Annotated in this window: 9 protein-coding genes and 1 tRNA gene; 6 read left to right on the forward strand and 4 right to left on the reverse strand. The window is 32.5% G+C overall.

Features of this window, described 5'->3' with window-relative positions:
- Window positions 1-1,279: 1,279 nt before the first annotated feature.
- The 4 genes from ppdK (at window position 1,280) to A1OE_RS04535 (ending at window position 9,946) form a co-directional block, all read left to right on the forward strand.
- Window positions 1,280-3,988, forward strand: coding sequence for a pyruvate, phosphate dikinase (gene ppdK / locus A1OE_RS00465; RefSeq protein WP_015087856.1), 2,709 nt, complete (start codon window positions 1,280-1,282; stop codon window positions 3,986-3,988).
- 2,021 nt (window positions 3,989-6,009) lie between these two features.
- Complete coding sequence (corA, locus tag A1OE_RS00470; protein ID WP_015087858.1) at window positions 6,010-7,143, forward strand: magnesium/cobalt transporter CorA; 1,134 nt, start codon at window positions 6,010-6,012, stop codon at window positions 7,141-7,143.
- A 2,425-nt stretch (window positions 7,144-9,568) separates the two neighbouring features.
- Window positions 9,569-9,739 (forward strand): hypothetical protein, encoded by a 171-nt coding sequence (locus A1OE_RS04465; RefSeq protein WP_237737656.1) that lies wholly within the window; start codon window positions 9,569-9,571, stop codon window positions 9,737-9,739.
- Window positions 9,740-9,814: 75 nt separating this feature from the next.
- Complete coding sequence (locus A1OE_RS04535) at window positions 9,815-9,946, forward strand: hypothetical protein (RefSeq protein ID WP_272942671.1); 132 nt, start codon at window positions 9,815-9,817, stop codon at window positions 9,944-9,946.
- 1,025 nt (window positions 9,947-10,971) lie between these two features.
- On the opposite strand, the gene A1OE_RS00475 is transcribed toward A1OE_RS04535, so the two are convergent.
- The 4 genes from A1OE_RS00475 to A1OE_RS00490 form a co-directional block, all read right to left on the reverse strand.
- Window positions 10,972-11,048, reverse strand: a tRNA-Lys gene (locus A1OE_RS00475).
- A gap of 90 nt (window positions 11,049-11,138) precedes the next feature.
- Window positions 11,139-11,681 carry a pantetheine-phosphate adenylyltransferase gene (gene coaD, locus A1OE_RS00480; protein ID WP_015087862.1) on the reverse strand — a complete coding sequence of 181 codons (543 nt, stop codon included), beginning with the start codon at window positions 11,679-11,681 and terminating at the stop codon, window positions 11,139-11,141.
- Between the two features lie 108 nt (window positions 11,682-11,789).
- Complete coding sequence (gene gyrA, locus A1OE_RS00485) at window positions 11,790-14,387, reverse strand: DNA gyrase subunit A (protein WP_015087863.1); 2,598 nt, start codon at window positions 14,385-14,387, stop codon at window positions 11,790-11,792.
- Between the two features lie 1,550 nt (window positions 14,388-15,937).
- Entirely contained in the window at window positions 15,938-17,038 is a 1,101-nt protein-coding gene (locus A1OE_RS00490) for a cysteine desulfurase family protein (protein WP_015087865.1), read from the reverse strand.
- 1,600 nt (window positions 17,039-18,638) lie between these two features.
- Here A1OE_RS00490 and A1OE_RS00495 point away from each other — a divergent pair.
- On the forward strand, window positions 18,639-19,289 hold the full coding sequence (locus tag A1OE_RS00495; protein ID WP_015087868.1) for an alpha/beta hydrolase: 651 nt from the start codon (window positions 18,639-18,641) through the stop codon (window positions 19,287-19,289).
- Window positions 19,290-20,168: 879 nt separating this feature from the next.
- Complete coding sequence (tyrS, locus tag A1OE_RS00500; protein WP_148276830.1) at window positions 20,169-21,422, forward strand: tyrosine--tRNA ligase; 1,254 nt, start codon at window positions 20,169-20,171, stop codon at window positions 21,420-21,422.
- Window positions 21,423-21,437: the final 15 nt, after the last annotated feature.

Below are 21,437 nucleotides of genomic sequence, written 5' to 3' on the forward strand. Positions count from 1 at the left end.
TAGCTTAATTGATACTTGCTTTGACTGCTACTAAAGAATTATTTTGTATAATAATCCATAAACTATCTTATTCATTCGATGGCTTTATGTTTTTGTTGTGTTAATAATAGATTGGGTTTAATGATATTTTTATTAACAACGAAGGCTTGATACTTGTATCATATAACTTTTTCTAAAGCTCTGCAGGGTAGAGAGCTTTTTAATTATGGCTATAGATATCTTATGAATTTTATTGGTTTTTTGTTTAGTTGATTAATTTTTAAAAAAAAATTATTTCAACCAATCTAGAATATATTGTATAGTTATAGAATAAAGGTGTGCATTTTATGGTAGCTATATATTGAGTACAAATTCTTAATTGCCAACTATCTCTGGTCAGAGAGTTGTTTGTTAGCCAAAAGTACGTAATGATAGTATTGCATGTTACATTAAAATTAGATGATTAATTCCGATTATTATTTTTGGGGTTAATTCCTCAAGGAATTAATTTCTTTATTAACGTAAACTATGGAAGAATTATGCTTAGATGATTGATTAAATAAGAATTTGAATTTGATTTAGTCAAATCTTGACATAAGCTATCTAAAAAAAATCATAAATAATAGATAATATTTGCTAGTCAACTTATTTAGTTTTTTGTAAATTTAGAATTTGTTAGTTATTTGCAAAATTTAATATTAATATGGTGTTAAGTTATAAAACTTATGCTTGATGCTTGATTCAAAAAGAATCAAGCAGTATTTGAAAGTGTTTATTCTTTTCTTAAAAGTAAAAGGAAGATAATTGCCTTGAATTAAGGCTTTTGGTCAACTTAACCTTAACTTAAGCACTGCAGCAAAACTATAGTACAAACTATAACTTAATTAAATACTACACTATTATCAGGCTAATTAGACAAGCGATTTTACTTTAAAAATTGACTCTACGTACATTCATTGTGAATTAAATTTATATGTATCCATAGGATGTACCCCTAATACAAGTCGATTTCCTCCATATGATTGATTATCGTCTCGTTGTATAAGATACAGACTCTAGTAACTATTTCCTTCCTTATTGAGAAAATATACTTTTATCAACTATTTATGGTGAATGCAGCAAGTAATAATTGTATTAGCAATAACACGATAAACAAGACTATCTAAGATTAATAAACTAAAATATAATATATTTATCTCAGCTTATCGTGCTATAAAATCATCGCGATTATTTTAGGTAATTTTACAATTTTTAATCACATTATATCGATGATATGCTAAACATCATTAAGGGAAAAAACATGACAAAGTTGGTATATGTTTTTGGTGGAGGTAAAGCAGATGGTCGGGCGTATATGCGCAACTTGCTTGGTAGCAAGGGTGCTAATTTGGCAGAAATGAGTTTTATTGGACTTCCTGTACCTCCAGGCTTCACAATTTCCACAGAAGTTTGTGCTTATTATTACGAGAATAGTAAAGTCTATCCCGATGATTTTTCAAGTGCTATTGAAGTAGCGATTAAGAAGATTGAAGATGAAGTTGGAATGGTTTTTGGCGATGTTGATAACCCGCTGCTTTTATCTGTACGCTCTGGAGCAAGAGTTTCCATGCCTGGCATGATGGATACTGTGCTGAATCTTGGACTAAACGATAAAACTGTTAATGGACTAATTAAGCGCACTAATAACGCGCGTTTCGCCTATGATAGCTATCGTATTTTTATTCAAATGTACGCTGATGTCGTTATGGGACTTGATCGCGGATATTTCGAAGAGATGCTCGATTTGGTTAAGGAGGAGAATGGTATTTCTGTTGAAGCTGAGCTTAGTGCGGAAGATATGAAGACACTTGTCTACCGTTTTAAGGCAAAAGTGAAGGAAGAATTAAATAAGCCATTTCCTGAAGATCCTCATGAGCAGCTTTGGGGCGCTATTTCGGCGGTGTTTGGTTCATGGAAAAACCATCGCGCTAATGTTTATCGTAAATTGCATAGTATTCCTGAAAGCTGGGGTACAGCTGTTAACGTGCAATCCATGGTGTTTGGCAATATGGGTCAAGATTGCGCTACTGGGGTTGCATTTACTCGAGATCCATCAACTGGAGAAAACGTATTCTACGGTGAGTTTTTGCTAAATGCTCAGGGAGAGGATGTAGTTGCAGGCATTCGCACTCCGCAGAGTTTAACTCTTGCAGGCAAAAGAAAACATGCCTCTAATCTACCAGCGATGGAAGAGCTTATGCCGGAAGTATTCCAACAGCTTAGCAATGTACGTCTTACGCTCGAGTCGCATTACTGCGATATGCAAGATATTGAGTTTACTGTGCAACAGAATAAATTGTATGTGTTACAAACACGCAAAGGAAAACGCACGGTTCAAGCAGCTTTGCGGATTGCTGTTGATATGTGCGATGAAGGTTTGATCTCAGAGCGTGAAGCAGTTTTGCGTATCAAGCCACAAGAGATTGTTCAACTTCTACATCCAACACTTGATCCTTCGGCTCAACGAAATATTATTGCTAAGGGGTTACCAGCTTCTCCCGGAGCAGCTTCTGGTAAGGTTGTATTTTCTGCTGATCATGCGGAGGTTGCGGCCCGTAAGGGTGAGCGAGTAATCATGGTACGTATTGATACGAGTCCTGATGACATTAATGGGATGCAAGTTGCTGATGGTATCCTTACGACTCGTGGTGGAATGACTAGCCATGCAGCGGTCGTTGCTCGTGGTATGGGACGCCCTTGCGTATCGGGTGCTAATAATATTCGTGTAGATTACGTTAATAAGAAGTTTTTTGTTGATGATACTGAAGTAAAGGAGGGTGATTGCATTACTATTGATGGAAGTTTGGGGGAAGTGATGCTAGGTGAGGTTCCTACTGTTCAACCAAAATTTTCAGATAGTTTTTCTAGGATTATGAAATGGGCTGATTCTGTGCGTCGTATGCGAATACGCACTAATGCAGAAACTCTTTCTGATGCCCAGATTGCTCGTGATTTTTGTGCTGAAGGTATAGGTTTATGTCGTACTGAGCATATGTTTTTTGAAGGTAAACGTATAGTAGCTATGCGTAAGATGATTGTTTCTACAAATGAAACTGGCCGACGGGAGGCTTTATCTACACTGCTACCTATGCAACGTGCTGATTTTATTCAGCTATTTTATATTATGGAAGGATTACCAGTTACTATTCGTCTACTTGACCCGCCTCTTCATGAGTTCCTGCCGCATACAGAGGAAGAGATGTTTGAGGTTGCTAAGGTAGCCGGAATGTCCGTAGAAACGGTGAAACGTCGAGCATCCGAACTAAAGGAAAGTAATCCAATGCTGGGCCATCGCGGTTGTCGTTTAGCAATTAGCTATCCAGAAATCCCTGAGATGCAGGCGCGCTCAATATTTGAGGCAGCGACTGAAGTTGCTAAATGTAACCAAGCACCGTTTCCTGAAGTTATGATTCCGTTAGCCGCTACTGACGTTGAGGTTCGTTTGATAAAAACAATTGTTAATCGAGTAGCTGATGAGGTGGCACAGGAAAGTGGTATAAAAATAAAATATTTAGTTGGTAGCATGATCGAATTACCGCGTGCCGCTTTACAAGCCGATAAGATTGCAGCGGAAGCTGAGTTTTTTAGTTTTGGTACTAATGATTTAACTCAGACTACCTATGGATTATCGCGTGACGATACTAATAGCCTTATCCATTGTTACGAAGACAAAGGAATCATCAAGAATGATCCATTTGTCAGTTTAGATCAACAAGGGGTAGGTGAATTGATGAAAATCGCTATTGAACGCGGTCGCTCTGTACGACCCAATATTAAACTTGGCATTTGCGGCGAGCATGGCGGTGATCCTTCATCTATTAGATTCTGCGAAGAGGTTGGTCTTGATTATGTAAGCTGTTCTCCATTCCGTATACCCATAGCACGGTTAGCAGCAGCTCAAGCAACCATTGCATGTGAGGATGTGAAGGATAATAATAAAAGTTTAGCGGATTATATTTGTAAAAATTAGGTTTATTAGAGTGTTATCTTTTATTCCATAGTCAGTTTTTTTTGATGAGGAAGATGATGGTACACTTTTTAACAAAGCAATTCTCTGAAGAAAGTTTTTTATAATTTTAGCGATATTGCAGTTATTAATTTACTTTAAAATCTATTTAAATGTCATTGCATACTGTCATTCATTCATCTTGAATGATTATCTTTAACTTGTATAACCATAGTCTCATGGACGTTATTATACTTTGAGATGGTTGTATAATTTATAATTATATATGAATGCACGGAAATGCATTTTTTGTTTACTTATCGAAAGGGATAAATTTTAGGGAATAGGCTTAAGTCGTGGACGCAGGTAAGTAATAGTAATTATTCGCCAACAAGTTTTCCATACTAGCTGATACATGATTAGTTATTGTTTGATGCTTTTATTGTATGATTTATCTGGAAATAAGAGATCCTTGGAAAGATTAAATCGAATATTAGGTTGATTTGAGTGAAAAGCAACTGAATTGATCGTACGATACTAAACCGATATTAAATTATACTTGTACTACATTTTATTGTGTAACAATACTGAGCTAGTGTTATTTTACTCAATTCGTCGTACTTTTAAGCCATTTTGCTAGTTTATGTTTATATAAATTTTTTTTTATTTTATAATCAAATATGGATTATTTATATAAATAATGGAAGTTATACCAATCATAGTGTTATTTGGCAATTTACTTGAATATAAGTTTCTTAATTTTTTATTTAGTTTTCAAAAATAGTAGATAAAAGATACTGTAATTTTAACTTTAACCCAAGAAAGCTTTCTAATTATTCTATTGCTTATCGATAAAAATAGCCTACTATAGAATTTAGCGTGTAAATTTTAGCTATTCACTAATAGTTAGTATTTTAATAAAAATCCTTTGTTAACAACATGTATAAATTTACATATGCAAGTATATATTTATATTATTTAGAATTAAACTTGTTGATATAAATAATTAAATATTTGCTAATACGTATGTTGCTTTTTATTAGTTAAGAAAATTTAATTTTGATTAAATCACTCTTAGTATTTCTTAATGCTCGAGCTTTGTGTATCACTTATGATAAAATCGCATCGTTTGTCAGTTGATTAGAGCCAATACATATAATAAATAGATATTTATACTAATAATAAACAACAGGAAAAAGATAAAAGCCTTGATTAAAATAAGTTTTTTTTAGCATTTAGTAAACCAACTATACTAAATTGGTTTATATTTATCGGCATAATTGAAATGCATTAACAAGTAGTTTGTATCAAAGTAACAACGGCATAGAATAAGATATATTCGGCAGATTATTAATGATAAATTATATACTATCTTTAAGATATTAAATGAGAAATAAACTTAAAAATATTATTTAATCATACTTGCTGTTCTAGTATGAAAATATCTATATACTTCATAGGATTATATGTAGGTTTAGTTCTTTAACTTTTGCTTATACCTAAATACGTAAGTTTAGAGCTTGACAATAAGTTGATTGTGCAAGGATTGTTTATTAAAGTTACCACATCCCACAAGCATACTTAATATTTTAAGTATGTCGTAGTTAGATACTCGTTTATAGATAAGTTATGGAATTATAAATAAATAACAATTTACCTGATGCAAAAAATAAAGTATAGACAAAACAGGTAAAATTAGCTTAGCAAGGATTATTTTGACTGCTAAACAATACTATTGATAGGTATTCTAATTGTCCTAAATATTAACTTCCTCAATTAGGAAATATTTAATTTTGCAAGCTTTATACGTTTTTTATAAAATTAATGTTATAAATGCAAAATATAGCAGTAAGCTTGTATTAACTGAGAAATGCTCTGTTGTTCCGCGTAAGTTAAAGACTTATGATTATTAAGTAAGATTTAACTAGGTTTTAATTGTATATACAATTAAAACCTATCATGCACAGAGCTTGGTTACTTTTTTTGAGTAGGGAGTTATTACAAGATTCCTTCTGCAAATTCTGGAAAAGTCAAGGCAGGCAAATATGGGTGCGATTAACCCGCGCCATATCGTGGCGGCTAGAGATTTGCGTAAAAGGTATTGCAGACGCACACAAGTCGGCGCTTCACCTGGTACCCTAGTGGCGGATCCCAAAGCACAAGTTTCTACTGTTTATCTTGTGAGCTACGATACTAGCCAGTTTTTTGAGAAGAATGATCTTTCTGCAGAAGAAATTAGCGTATTGAAAGGTAGAGGAAAAAACTTATGGATTGAAGTAGTAGGATTAGCAAATGTTACTATTATACAGCACATTGGTGCTCAGTTTGGGATGCATAGTTTGGCTATAGAGGATGTGATTAACACACATCAGAGACCTAAAATGGAGGCGTATGATCATCAAATTTTTATTGTAATTCGTATTCCATCGATGGCTAGTGGTGTAAAGTTACGTCAGTTATCTATCTTATTAGGTAATGGTTTCCTTCTCTCTTTTCGAGATGATGTGGATGAATATTTGAATCTCGTGCGAGATCGAATACGTTGGGAAATTGAAGAATTTCGTCAGCACGGATTAGATTATCTAGCATATACTTTGATTGATACAGTTATTGATAGCTATTTTCCAATTCTTGAGGCTGTTGGTGAAGATTTGGAAAGATTGGAAGAGGCAGTGATCCTACATGCAAATGATGAACAGATATATGAAATTTATCGGTTGCGTTGTGATTTACTTGACCTACGCCGAGCGATATATGCTCAACGAGATATGGTAAAATCATTAATCAATGATGATAGTCGATTAATCACTGATTATACTAAGATTTTCTTGCGTGATTGCTATGATCATTTAGCGCAGCTTGTGGACATTGTTGATGCTGAGCTTGAAATTGCCTCAAGTCTATTGGAAGTTTGCCATTTCTTCATGAGTGCTAGAATGAACGATGTCATGAAAACACCTACTCTAATAGCTACAATATTTATGCCTCTAAGCTTTATTGCGAGTCTTTACGGTATGAATTTTGATCGATCTGTTTCAGCTTGGAACATGCCAGAGTTAGGCTGGAGATACGGTTATCCTTTTTCACTTGGCCTGATGGCGGTTTGTGGAATAGGGATGTTAATTTATTTCTTATGCAAGCATTGGATTAAACCACCTAAGGTTAAGCGTCGTCGTTAGTTATTTTATTGATATTAAAACAGCACGAGTAGACTAGTTTTTTATTTTTACTTGTTAATTCATTGATATATTCATTTCAAATATGAAGCACCAGTGATTACTTAAACTATTATCAATATCCTAAATAATAGTATGTAATGTTTGGTAATATAAGTTTAATTATATTAAGATTTAATTATTGTATGGTGGTCGATCAATAAATTGTGCTGAAAAATTTTAATTAACGCGAACTTTAATAGGCTAAATGATGATTATATTTTATTTATATATATTATTAGTTAAATAAATCAACGTGTATATTTGAATACAAATATTATAATTTTTTGATATTTATTTATCTCTATTGGGATTATTAGCGTATTGCGAATATTAACAATCTTGAATGCATATTCATATGCAAACTTTATGCAAAGTGCCATTAACAGACTGCTATCAAGCAGTCGATCTTCCAATAGAAAGTCTAGTGAATAGTTAATACATCAATCATAACTTATCTATAATTGCTATTTATAGTTTGTAACTATGTCTATTTAGTTCTATTCTAACTCAATTATCGATGACAAGCATATCAAATTGCATTAAAAATAATTTAATATTAAATTAATTATACTAAAGTACCATATATCATTAAACATATATTAATAATTAATAGTATACTAACCTTCACCTAGATATCTTTTGGTTTATTTTTTTTTGCTTTATAGTATTATATTCCACAAGTTTTTTATTATGCTATTTATGCAGTATTCTAGTTCAATAGCCTATTAAAGGCTACATTAGTTAATAATAATTTAATATTAACTTAAATTATTATATTGTTCATTCAATACTATTATTGACATTAATTATTGATTGTCAACTTATTTGGATTTTGCTAACAACTGTATTATAGTACATCTTTTTTTTTAAACTGCAGTAAATAATAGGATTTTATTTATTTAATATTAAAACTAATTTATTTGGATATTATTAAAAATAATAATATCCAAATAAATTAGCGCCATTGATAGTAGTTTGGCTAAGATTCCTTCTGTTAAAGTAAATTTTAGCATTTTTGCTTGAACGCAAAACCATACAATGGCCTCCTTTAAGGAAGATTATTAAAATCTTAATTACATGATTATGTGCATCAAATAATGCAGTTAGTAAATTAATTTTTGTGATTTTTTTTGGATTATTTAATAATTTGTTATTTTACTCATATAGATGAGTATTATGTGTATATTGATAGTGGAACTTGTTTTTTTTAGGTAGTTATTAACATATATTTTTTTGAATATGCACTTCATTTTGGTCCTTTTGTTAGTATAGCAATTAACAATAAAATCTCTTTCTTATTACAATCAATCTAGTAAATATAAGTACTAGTTAATTTTTTATTTATTATTGATTTTCCTACTTCGTTTATTTTATTTGGTATTTGCAGCATAAGCAACGTCAAAGATTTGTATACGAATACAAATGTAGATATTAGTATAAAATTGCTTTTTAGCTATAAGTTAATGATTTATTTTTTTAAATAAATACATATCAACCCTTTAAGTGTTATATTACTATGGATTATTTACTTATAAGATTTACATTAAACACAGTAAATTACTATGTTTAACTAAAGACTATTAGCAATTATTGTATGCATCTTCTATTTGGGATAATAATGCTGAACCATGTCATGTACTATGCCTGGACTTTCTATTGTAAATTACTAAATCACAGCCGATCAATTTTTAATTACGTTCAGTAAGATATTTATCTGTTTAAGGAGTTAAAAGGCAATTATTTTTTTGATATATACATTCTTGCAAATTTTATGCGACATAAATTAGCTTATCGCCTTTAAAGAAATTGGGGATATGTTTAGACATAGAACAGCTCTGTAATATTTTAAGTAGCGATTTTAGTATTGGAGTTTACAGCAATTATGATATCTTACTTTGATTTTAAAAGTCAGACTATTTAGTGCAGCTTCTTTTTTTGATGCGCAAAATAATCATACTTCACTATAATACTGGTAATAAAGTAAGATGCATAAGTAGTGAGTAGATAATGCCTATATATTTTCGTAAGACGATATTACTTGTTGGCGATTTTGGTAGCAGATTTTTACCTGCAAATAAATCTATGCCCTAAGAGATGTTAGCTATTGTTGATAATCCTTTAATTCAATAAGCTCTAGAAGAAGCTGGTATTGAATAACTAATATTTGTTACGGGACGAGACAAAAGTGCGATGAGGAATATTTTGATATCTCTTATGAGCCTCAAGAAATGCTGATCTCTTGGCAAAAAAAAATAATACGCTTCAATCTCTTTGCTTCACTATACCTTCACTAGGTAACACTTGGTTTAAGGCACGCTGTGTGGTATGGTCGCAACTTTGTTGGTTCTGAACCTATCGCTCTTTGCTTCCCGAAGATTTAATTTTATTGAATGCTGGGTGTTTAAAGCAGATGATTGATGTTAATGATGAACTCGCAGGTATTGTAGTAGCTTTGTTGCAAGTTGCGGACAAATCTGTTTCCTGTTATAGTATTGTTAGGCTTGGCAATATCACCAGTAAATTAGTTGAAGTGTGTGGAATTGTAACACAAAGCTAAGGCCAGCCAGCCATAAGATGCGCTGTCAAAATACACTGTAATTGGCCATTATATAGTGTAGCCTTTAGATCTTTAATGATTTTGGCCATATGCAGAGCTATGGTGGGTGGTGAAATTCAATTTACTGGCACTATCGCATGGTATGGTTTGCAGCATTTTAATGCAATGTTGTTTGATGGGAAGCGTTTAATTGTTGCAATAAAATAGGATTTATTGAAGCTAATCTAGCTTTTGCCTTAACGCGGAAAGATATGCGCGATGATACTAAGATTTTGCTCAATCAGAATGCATATACTGCTTAGTATGGATCTTTAATGGTAACGCTTTCAGAATATAATTAACTGAAGTTATCTGTATCATAACTGTTTGAGTCTCGTTGAGAGATATTAAACAATTTAGCTATTTTCTTTAAACAATATTTGTTCAGTAGTGGTAATAGTAGATAAAAATAGATTATTTACTAGCAAACTAGCTCAGTATTAATTAACTTTTTTATACCGTGTGCAATAACTAATCTATATATAATTTAACTACAATAGTAGCAAAAATCTGTATAAATTACTTAATACTTTTTATTATCAAAAGTAGAATAATAAGCTGTTTTAAATAAAAACTTTATATAATAAAGATAATAAGAGATGCTGCTACTACATAATTAACATAAAAGTAAGCGGCGAATATACTCTCTATTAATTAGAGAGTATATTCTAAACAGCAGTGATGCTTGTATAATTTGTATTATATAGTTATCGGACAATCAGTATTACTGATAATACCAGACGATTAATTAGTGCACGTTATTTGCTTAACATGCACTAATTAAATTATTTTTATGGCTAATTATTGTTCTATATATAATGGAGTTTGTATTTGTCTTATATTTAGATCTTTTTTTTTGAATTTTTTACAACTAAGGTATTGTATACTAACTAAAATTATTTTGGCGTATAGCGTGCTATTTTAATCCTTTAACCAATTTTAACAATCAGTATAAACGAAAGTATTTAGCTATGAATAAGATCGGCGTTTCATTGCATTTTGCTCTTTTTAACAAAAATATTGCTTATTATTAATAATTTAATAATATCCTTAATCTAATTAAGCTTTACAAGCTACTAGCAGTTAGTACCATAAAAAAAATCATTAATGTAAGATTAAAAAATAATAATTTGAATCAATACGATTGCAGTCAATGCATTATTATAAAATAATAATCATCCATACAATATCTTTGGTGAGCGCGACAGGATTTGAACCTGTGACCGTCTGATTAAAAGTCAGATGCTCTACCGAGCTGAGCTACGCGCCCATCATAGACCAAGTAATTCTAGAAATACTCCAAGTTGTATCAAGTAAAAGAGAGAAAAATTAGAAAGTATAATACGTTATCGATTTATTTTTAGATAATTCTAGCTAATTCTTTGTTAAACTTATGCATTAATCTTTTAGCAACGCTAGCAGAAACAAATTCCGAAATTTCTCCACCTAATTTGCTTATCTCCTTAACAAAACGTGAGGAGGTAAATTGGTGGCGATCCGAGGCCATTAAAAATGTAGTCTCGATCTTAGGATTAAGGCGAGCATTCATTCCAGCCATCTGAAATTCAGATTCAAAATCAGAGATTGCTCGCAAACCACGTATTATTACGTTTGCTCCTCGAGATTGAGCAAAATGTATTAGTAATGAGTCAAATGTTTTTGCTTCAATTTTACCATAAAATTCATCTGCTTGATTGAGCAAAATAATTTCATCAATTGCTTCTTGTACCATTTCGACTCGTTCTTGTAAGTTGAATAGAGGCCTCTTGTCTGCATTTAGGGCAACAGCAATCAACAAGTGATCTACGAGTTTGCTGGCACGTCGAACGATATCGATATGGCCATTGGTAATTGGATCAAAAGTACCAGGATAAATTCCCACGCGAATTGTTTTAGCAGTCATTATAGCGCCTATTTTATTTATTTATATTTTATGTCAGCGATATATTATCTAATACTTAATATTTTCGTTATTTATTAAATAAATATGCTTTTAATTACTTAACTCATCCTACACTACTTCTTCTTCACCAATCTCTCCAACCAATGAGACGGATACAATATTTTCTTCTTTCGCTACTCGGAAGAGGCAAACTCCTTGAGTTTGACGTGTAGTTTCGCGAAGATCTCTAATAGTGCAGCGAATTACTTGGCCCTTATCGGTGACTGCCATAATTTGATCGTTTTCACCCACCGAAAAAGAACCAGCGACTAATCCTTTTTTATCCGTAAGAGTGATATTAGCAATTCCTATTCCACCTCGATTGGTGAGACGGTAGTGCTTTATCATAGTTCGTTTACCAAATCCCTTAGTAGTAACTGTCAGAATATGTTTGCGGCAAACTTTATCTGTCTTTGTAGCATTTTGTGTGCCGTTAGTTTCGCTAATATCAAAGTCAGGTAGTATTGACATAGATACGACTTTGTCCTTACCTAGCAATTTAATTCCGCGTACACCTATGGATGTGCGACTGTGAAATAGTCGCACATCCGTTACTCTAAACCGTATTGCTTTGCAATGGCTAGTTGCTAAGAATACGTTATCGGCATCAGTGCAAGGCATAGCTCCAATAAGGCGATCGTTTCCGTTCAGCCGCATAGCAAGTTTTCCATTCTTGCTTATATTGGTAAAATCATTGAGCGTATTACGACGCACGGTGCCTGCTTCAGTAGCAAACATTATATGAAGCTTATTCCAACTTTTTTTATCTGTTGGCATTGGCATAACGGTCTGGATCCACTCTCCCTCTGCTAGAGGCAAGAGATTAATCATAGGGCGACCACGGGATTGTGGGGTACCTTCCGGTAGGCGGTATGCTTTAATCTGGTATACTTGACCGCGGGATGTAAAAAATAGGATTGGTGCGTGTGAATTAGCTATAAACAATTGGCTGACGACATCTTCTTCTCGAGTTGACATTCCAGATCGCCCCTTACCTCCGCGTTTTTGAGCTCGGTAAGTAATTAACGGAACACGCTTTATGTAGCCAGCATGACTGACGGTAATTACCATTTTCTCACGTGGTATCAAATTTTCGATGTCGTGCTCGAATTCATTTTCTTCGATTTTAGTTCGACGTGGATTAGACAAGTTTTTTTTAGATTGCATAAATTCTTCACGCATCAAATCCAATAATCGTGGACGAGACGTTAAAATATTCAAAAAATCATTAATGTTAGAAGATGTTTCTTCTGCTTCTTTAATCATCTTGCTGCGTTCGAGCATACTTAAACGTTGTAGACGTAGCTCAAGAATTGCAGGTGCTTGAATGTCTGATAAAATATATGTTCCATCATCAAATACTTTATGTTTCGGATCATCAATTAAATTTATAAAGGGAGCGATATCGCCTGCTGGCCAAGGTCTTTCACACAAACGGCGACGAACTTCATTTGCATTGGAAGATAAGCGAATAAGCTCGATTATTGAATCTAGGTTCGTAATGGCGATCATTAAACCAACCAAAATATGCGCTCGATCCCTAGCTTTGCGCAATAGAAATCGGGTTCGCCTGGTAATCATTTCTTCGCGAAACCGAACGAAAGTGCAGATAACATCACGAAGATTCATTTGTTCTGGACAGCCAGAATTTATGGCTAATATATTTACATTAAAACTTGTTTGCAGTGGAGTGAAACGATATAGCTGATTAAGAACGACCTCAGGTATGGCGTCACGTTTAAGTTCGATGACAACACGCACTCCTTCGCGATCACTCTCGTCGCGTAGAGCAGCAATTCCTTCAATTGTTTTTTCTCGAACTATTTCGTGGATGCGCTCAATCATACGTGCTTTATTAACTTGATACTGGATTTCAGTAACGACAATAGCCATACAATCCTTGCGGATTTCTTCAATTTCTGCTTTTCCACGCAATATTATTGAACCTCGGCCGGTATTATACGCATCTCGTATTCCAGCTTGACCAAGAATCAAACCACCGGTAGGAAAATCTGGTCCAGGTAGATGCAGCATAAGTTCATCTACGGTGATATTGGGATTATCAACCATCGCTAAGCATGCGTCAATCACTTCACCTAGATTGTGCGGGGGAATATTAGTCGCCATACCCACAGCAATTCCACCAGCACCATTGACTAGCAAGTTTGGAAATTCTGCTGAAAGCACCGAAGGCTCTTTTGTGGTATCATCATAATTAGCGACAAAGTTAACAGTCTCTTTATCAATATCGCGAAGCATGCCTTCGGCTGATTTTGCAAGCCGCACTTCAGTATAACGCATAGCCGCTGGTGGATCACCGTCCATTGAGCCAAAATTACCTTGCCCGTCAATTAAGGGCAGACGCATGGAAAATTCTTGCACCATACGAACCATAGCATCGTAAATTGCACTATCGCCATGAGGATGGTATTGTCCCATTACCGCACCCACAATGTTTGCTGATTTGCGGTAGTGATGATTCCAATCGTATCCGCCTAGTTTCATAGTGTACAGAATACGTCGATGTACCGGTTTTAGACCGTCGCGAACATCTGGTAAAGCCCGGGCAACAATTACGCTCATAGCATAATCAAGATACGAGCGTGACATTTCGTCTTCAATAGAGACAGGAGCGATGTGTTGCGGACCGGGAGTTGTGTAAGACAACCAATAAATTCCGATCTTAAGTTTCGATTGATATCAATAATTATTTAGAAATAGAACAGAATTATATTCTAAGATAAATTATTACAATCTTAGAAAAAAATCACTTAAGTATATTTTAATAACTAACTAGCTTATACTATAAGTATAAAATATATTTTCTCTACATCAAAATAAGAGCTTGGCTAAAAAAAAAACAAAAGTGTTATAAATTTTTATCTTGTTTTTTTAATTAAAATAATTGCAATTCCTCACCAACAAATTTATCAGCGATATAAAATGACCCAAGGTGATTATTTACTTTTATATAAAGTACTAATTTTAGAATATTCCTTAAGCCAAATAATTTATAAGCTGAGTACTAGTACAACTAATTTTAGCTAATTAGGCTTTTTTAAACAGATTAATTAAGTCTGATAATTACAATTTAACAAAACAAACCATTCAACTACAGCAAAATGCATTTTTCATTTACTTCCCTGATTTATATATCATTGACAATAGTTATCTGTACTTTTTTAAGCAACAATAGGCATTATGTCAACTACCTATTTTGTTAAAAAAATTTTTAAATATATATATTAATATTAGTCATGTTAAATTTACTTAAAATTGAGATGAATAAAATGTACAAAATAAAAGACAACATTTAATAGATTGCGCCAGCAAATATTATTTTATGTAGTATCAAGCATTACTTGAATTTATTAATGATCTTATTTTTAATAAAGGTACAAGATTACAAGTAAATATCCAATAATAAATTATATGACGTCGTATAATTTATTTGTTATACACTACCTGTATAACTTTATGTTTATTTAGTTCCGAAATTAATAGCCTTTAGTGAAAACAAACATTATATTATAGTCAAATAATTTATTCGGTAGATAATCTAGAAATCTACTCTTATTGTAGTTAATATCAAAATTAACTTATTCATAAATATAATGATAAATTAACTAAGAATTACTGTATATTTAAATATTATTAATATTTATAATTAGATTTAAGAGATCTATCAAGAGCAAAATATTTCTCAGTTCACTATAATATTTTGTTAAATTAATTAACAATAATATCGTATCTCTTACTTCTAGTAGAATTTTAATGTGCTTAGATTAAATACATAACTAATCAATAAGATTACGTTAATTTTAGTGTTAAAATAAAAGTTAATTAAACTTGTGAATAATTCACTTAATTATTAATATTTTTTAGAAATCATAATTAATAATAATTAAATTATCTATACTTAATGTTAGGATAATTAGTAGCTAACAAATTACATGTCTTAATGTTATTATAAAATTGATCTATTATTTATTTCTAATATCTATAATTGAAGATATTTACTTTATAAATTTTTATTAGTACAAAAATTAAGAAAAAAAATCACAACTGTGTATGCAACATATAATTTTTATGCGATCAGCAAATAAACAACAAAACATTGAAATTGATCATAGGACAAAAATAACAAATTCCTTTAATTACTTGGTACTGATCTAGAAAAAATAGAAATTTATGATTTGCTAAATTTGTGTGCAATGCTATCGATTAATCCTATAACGGTCGCGCATTACCCCCCAGAATTGCAAAAATTGATCAATATCTTCGCTAGTGCTAGCCCAACCAAGGCTGACTCTAATTGCTTGACCGGCAATCGAATCGTTTGGATACATAGCATCGAGAACGTGTGATCGCTTTACTTTGCCCGAAGAACATGCCGATCCAGCGCTAACAGCTATACCATCTAGGTCTAATGCTATTACTTGATCTTCAGCAGCAACTCCAGGCAAAGCAATAGAAAGAGTGTTGCAAAGACATTCGGCTCGCATGCCTATCAATTGAACTTCTGGTGCGCGATTTAGCAGTTCGGTCACAATTCGATTACGCATGTTCGTTAGACGAATCTTTTCTGTTTTCCTTTCCGCTTCTGCTACTGTTATAGCCATAGCAAAACCAGCAATACCGACATCGTTTTCAGTTCCTGCGCGCCAACCACGCTCTTGGCCACCTCCGGTGATAAGGGGGGAAAGAGTTAACCCATCTCTGATCAAAATGGCTCCAATGCCAGGTGGACCACCAATCTTATGAGCAGAGAGCGCTACAGAATCTGCTTCTTTGATAGTCAATGGATCAAGTCGACCAAGACCTTGAACTGCATCCACATGCAACAACCAACCAGCATTATGAGCTAGGCGAGCAATTTCAGCTATTGGCTGCACGACGCCAGTTTCGTTATTAGCCCACATTACACAGAGCAAACCAGGCTTGCAATTAGCCAATAGATCTTCCAAGACTGTTATATTGACAACACCGTTTTTCGTAACGGGTATTTGTTTTGCGTACGAAGCAGCAGATAACACAGCATTGTGCTCAATAGCCGAAACCAACACATTGTTTTGTTTAAGACCTCTAATCGCTAATGCATCAGCTTCAGTTCCGCCGGATGTAAAAATAATGTTATCATTCGCTCTATCAAATATTGAAGCGATAGAGCTGCGAGCTGATTCTATAAGATTACGAACTTTTCGACCTGCAGCATGCACTGAAGATGGATTGCTATGAACATATGCAGCTTTTACCATAGCGTCAATTACGCAAGAACGTATGGGAGAAGTAGCATTATAATCTAAATAACAAACCATGACCTAATTTTAGTTAACTTATAACTTTAATCAAAGTTATTATTAATACTGCAGTGTAAAGATTTTAATCTAATGCTAACTAATTGAATTAGTCTGCTATAATCTTTTTTATTAAATACTCAGTATAGATAATTTGTTTATGCAAATAAAAGCATATTTCTTTTCTTTAATTATCATCTAATTAAATGTTAAATATTTTAACAAATCTATAATTTAATTATAACTTACTTAAGCCTCGAATACTAATGTATTCAGAGATAAAAGATTTGTATTATAAACTTCGTTCATCAAATTATTAGTATAAAATTGATGAATCTACTTGTTAGATAGAGCGAAAGTGCTTATTGTTAAGTATGTTATAAAAATAGAATATCACATTCTATTGATAATAAAAATTATAAAGAAGTTTGTGACATTTAAATAAAAAATTAGCGCTTGAAAAGCTATCTAAATTAGGTTTTTGCACTTAAAGTGAGTAAGTTTATTTGATTTATTAGTTAAGGATAATAGCTATCCAAATAGCACTAGATTGTTGTAATACAAAGTAGTATTGTGCACGGTTTAGATGCTTTTATCAATAAAATTATAACAATTGGTATTGTTTACGCCAGTAGTAGATTACTTACAAAAGGCATTTATCGTGCTACATCCACTAGCGAAAAATAATTTTAAAACATTATTGTCTATAAACTACTTTAGAATTTTTCACTTTTATGAAGTAAATACTGTTTTTTGAAAAAATTCAAATATAGAAGTATCATGTATTTTGTTTTAGTTTTAGATTATTCGATTAAACATAGATAGTTTAAAAATTATGATTTGATCTTACATTAACTTGTTTTTCTTTAACTTTGTACCATCGATAACTGTAGAAATTTTAAGCGCATGCTTAGGAAGCGAATAATTACTTTCGAATATTTTATTAAGATCAAGTAATACTTCTTTATTTTCTAGATTGATAACAGGTTCTATTCATCTTAATAAAATAGCTCGCTATTACATTTATTTGGTTGTAGGTTTATTTAAGATAGTTTTTACTATACTCGCCAACAAGCGTTTTTTTCGTTAACTATCTTGGATAACTAAATTATTTTTTAACAGAGTATTTTTAAATTATCGGCTTAATGCAAAATATAGGTTATTTGAAATATATTTTAGACTTTCTTGTTGGCTAAGAACTTTATAATAATTAACTAAAATTTATTAGAAGAAATATCTAAATAATTTTGCTTTGTTATTTAAAAAATAAATTAATTACTTGTTTTTTCTTTAATATTAAATTATAATTACGAAAGCATTTTATATGCACAGTAATACACATTACTTATAAATTTAATATCTTAATTTATTATAATTTTTTATAAAAAGTAATATAATACATCACACGATCAAGATAAGAAATCTAGGACTATAGATAGTTACTATGATAGAGATATATTTTAAATTATTGTGCATCTTTATTATATAAAAGAAATTAATCAATTTCTTAACTTAAAAATGATGTTTTTTTAAAAAATATTACATGCAATGCCCCATAAAACATCAATAGTACTTTATGTACTTTTGATCTAAGCTCTTTACTACGAAAGAGGTGATTAGAATGCCTGAGATCATGATCAACGGCTTGGCAGGGCAGATCGAAGCGCGTTATTTACATTGTGAGAAAAAAGATTCACCAATTGCCTTGATTCTACATCCGCATCCACAGCATGGGGGCACAATGAATAATAAGGTAGTATATTCCTTATATAAGACTTTTGCTGCTCGTGAATTTTCTACTTTAAGATTCAATTTTCGTGGTGTTGGTCGATCACATGGTGCGTATTCTGGCGGCGATGGTGAATTGTTGGATGCAGCTTCTGCGATAAATTGGCTACAAAGCAATAATCCAAATTTTCGATTTTGTTGGATTGCTGGCTTCTCATTTGGAGCTTGGATTGGAATGCAACTATTGATGCGACATCCGGAAATTAACGGTTTTGTTATTATTTCCCCCCCTGTCAGTTTGTTTGACTTTAACTTCCTTGCTTCGTGTCCAGTATCTGGATTGGTAATCAACGGAGACAAAGACCACATAGTCTCCGTTGATTTGGTGAAGAAGTTGGTCGATAAGCTTTCGGCGCAAAAAGACATCAGGATTACTCATAAAGTTATAAAAGATGCTAATCATCTTTTTGACCAGCAGATAATTAATCTTAGTCAGGCCGTTGGTGCTTATCTTGATATGAATGTTACAGGAATATCTACATAAGATTATTTAACTATCGTTTGTTGATTGTTGATTTAAATATCCTTTCACTTTACACAACCAAAGCGATATTAAACGCACAGAAAGCTATCTAAGTTAAAGCACGAGCAAATAGATAGTTCTAGATGCTTCGTACTTTAACTTTAAAATGTTTGCTAACTAAACTGATTATGAAGTTTTCCGATAAAAAATTTTTTTATTTACTACTTTGAGCAATAATTATAAAGACGCTTCTAAAAATGATTTTTTGTTATATCTCGGCAGAATATATTACCTTAATTTTTATACAATAGCTAATATAATCTTACCTAATTATTTTTTAGAAGATTAATTGAGATGTTTAAATAACTAGTTTGCTTTAGCCAAGCATTGTAGTGCAGCTAATTACATCGATCTTATTTTGCTATTAGTCCTTTATAATTTGCTTGGCTCAAGCTAGGTAATTCTTAAGATTTCATCGAAATTTTTAACCATAAAAGCATTACAGTCTGTGTAATTATCAGTATAAATTAATATATCAAACTATAGGCTATCATTTAAATTACATTTATCATCTGAACTGTTTCCATAGCAAAATAATTAATTAAAAATATATTATTGAATAATTAATCAGCTATTGTAATACAGATAAGTAAATTTCTATTTAGATAGATTAACTATTTTACCCTTCTTCTTAAACTGACCGCACTCCATAATGTTAGATTAAGTTTTAAAAAAAACTATTTGATTACATTATTCTAATTTGATTAGAATGATTAGCACACATTATAGTGTATAAATTGGTTTTAATGGAAATAAATTGCCACTAATCTATGCTAGCTATTACTAGCATAGTGCAGCGATTTTTTTCCTAAAAAACTAATGTAAAATGAGGATTTGGCTGTGCTTATACCTAAATCAGATTATTTAAATGTGCTTATGGAACGTGGATTGCTTTACCAGTGCACTAATCTGGAAGCGCTTGATCAAAAGCTAACAAACAATAAAATTACAGCCTATATTGGTTTTGACTGCACATCCAATAGCTTGCATATTGGTTCACTGCTACAAATTATAATGCTACGTTGGCTGCGAAAAACTGGTAATGAGCCAATTGTATTGATTGGAGGGGGTACTTCAAAAATAGGCGATCCATCTTTTAAGCTTGATGCACGCAAGTTGCTGAGTGAAAAAGAAGTATACAACAATAAATCCAATATAAAGAATATACTTGATAAGTGTTTAAGCTTAGGGGAAGTATCTCATGATGTTCTGATGGTTGATAATATAGAATGGCTTAATAAGTTGGAATATATTAAGTTTTTACGCGACTATGGAGCTCATATATCTGTGAATCAAATGCTCGGATTTGAGTCAGTTAAGCTTCGTCTAGATCGTGAATATTCGCTAAGTTTTCTTGAGTTTAGCTACAGTATCTTACAAGCTTACGATTTCTTAGAACTACATAGACGTTATGATTGTGTGTTACAAATGGGAGGATCTGATCAGTGGGCTAATATTGTACATGGTGTTAGGTTGATTCGTCGGGTTGATAATAATAAGGTTTACGGACTGACCTCACCTCTCATTAGCAGTTCTTCTGGGGTGAAAATGGGAAAGACTACAAAAGGTGCTGTTTGGTTAAACGAGGATCGGCTCAGTGTGTATAATTTTTGGCAGTATTGGCGTAATACAAAAGATATTGATGTTATCCGTTTTTTAAAGCTTTTTACCGAAATACCACTCGATGAAGTATCAAGATTAGCGGTTTTGGGTGGGACAGAGATTAATGAAGCTAAAAAAATATTGGCTAATGAGGTAACTCAACTGTGTCATGGTAAGGCAGCTGCTAGCGCGGCTGCTGAAATCTCTCAACGTACTTTTGATTTTGGAGGTATTAGTGAAGGACTACCGAAGGTGGATATTGACCGTAGGAAGGTAGAAGCAGGCTTATCTGCAGTTAATGCTATAGTTTACGTTGGACTGGCTAGTTCCAAGAGTGCGGCTCGTCGGTTAATTCGTGATGGTGGCGTTCGTGTGAATAACTCAACGATTTTAAACGAATCAGTCGTCATAGCAGGTAAAGAAATTAATGATGCGGGCTTTGTTAAAATATCTATAGGCAAGAAGCGCCACGCGCTCTTACGGGTTATATAATCAAAAAATATAGCA

This window comes from Candidatus Endolissoclinum faulkneri L2 (assembly GCF_000319385.1).
In the GTDB taxonomy this organism is placed as follows: Bacteria; Pseudomonadota; Alphaproteobacteria; order Thalassobaculales; family Thalassobaculaceae; genus Thalassobaculum; species Thalassobaculum faulkneri.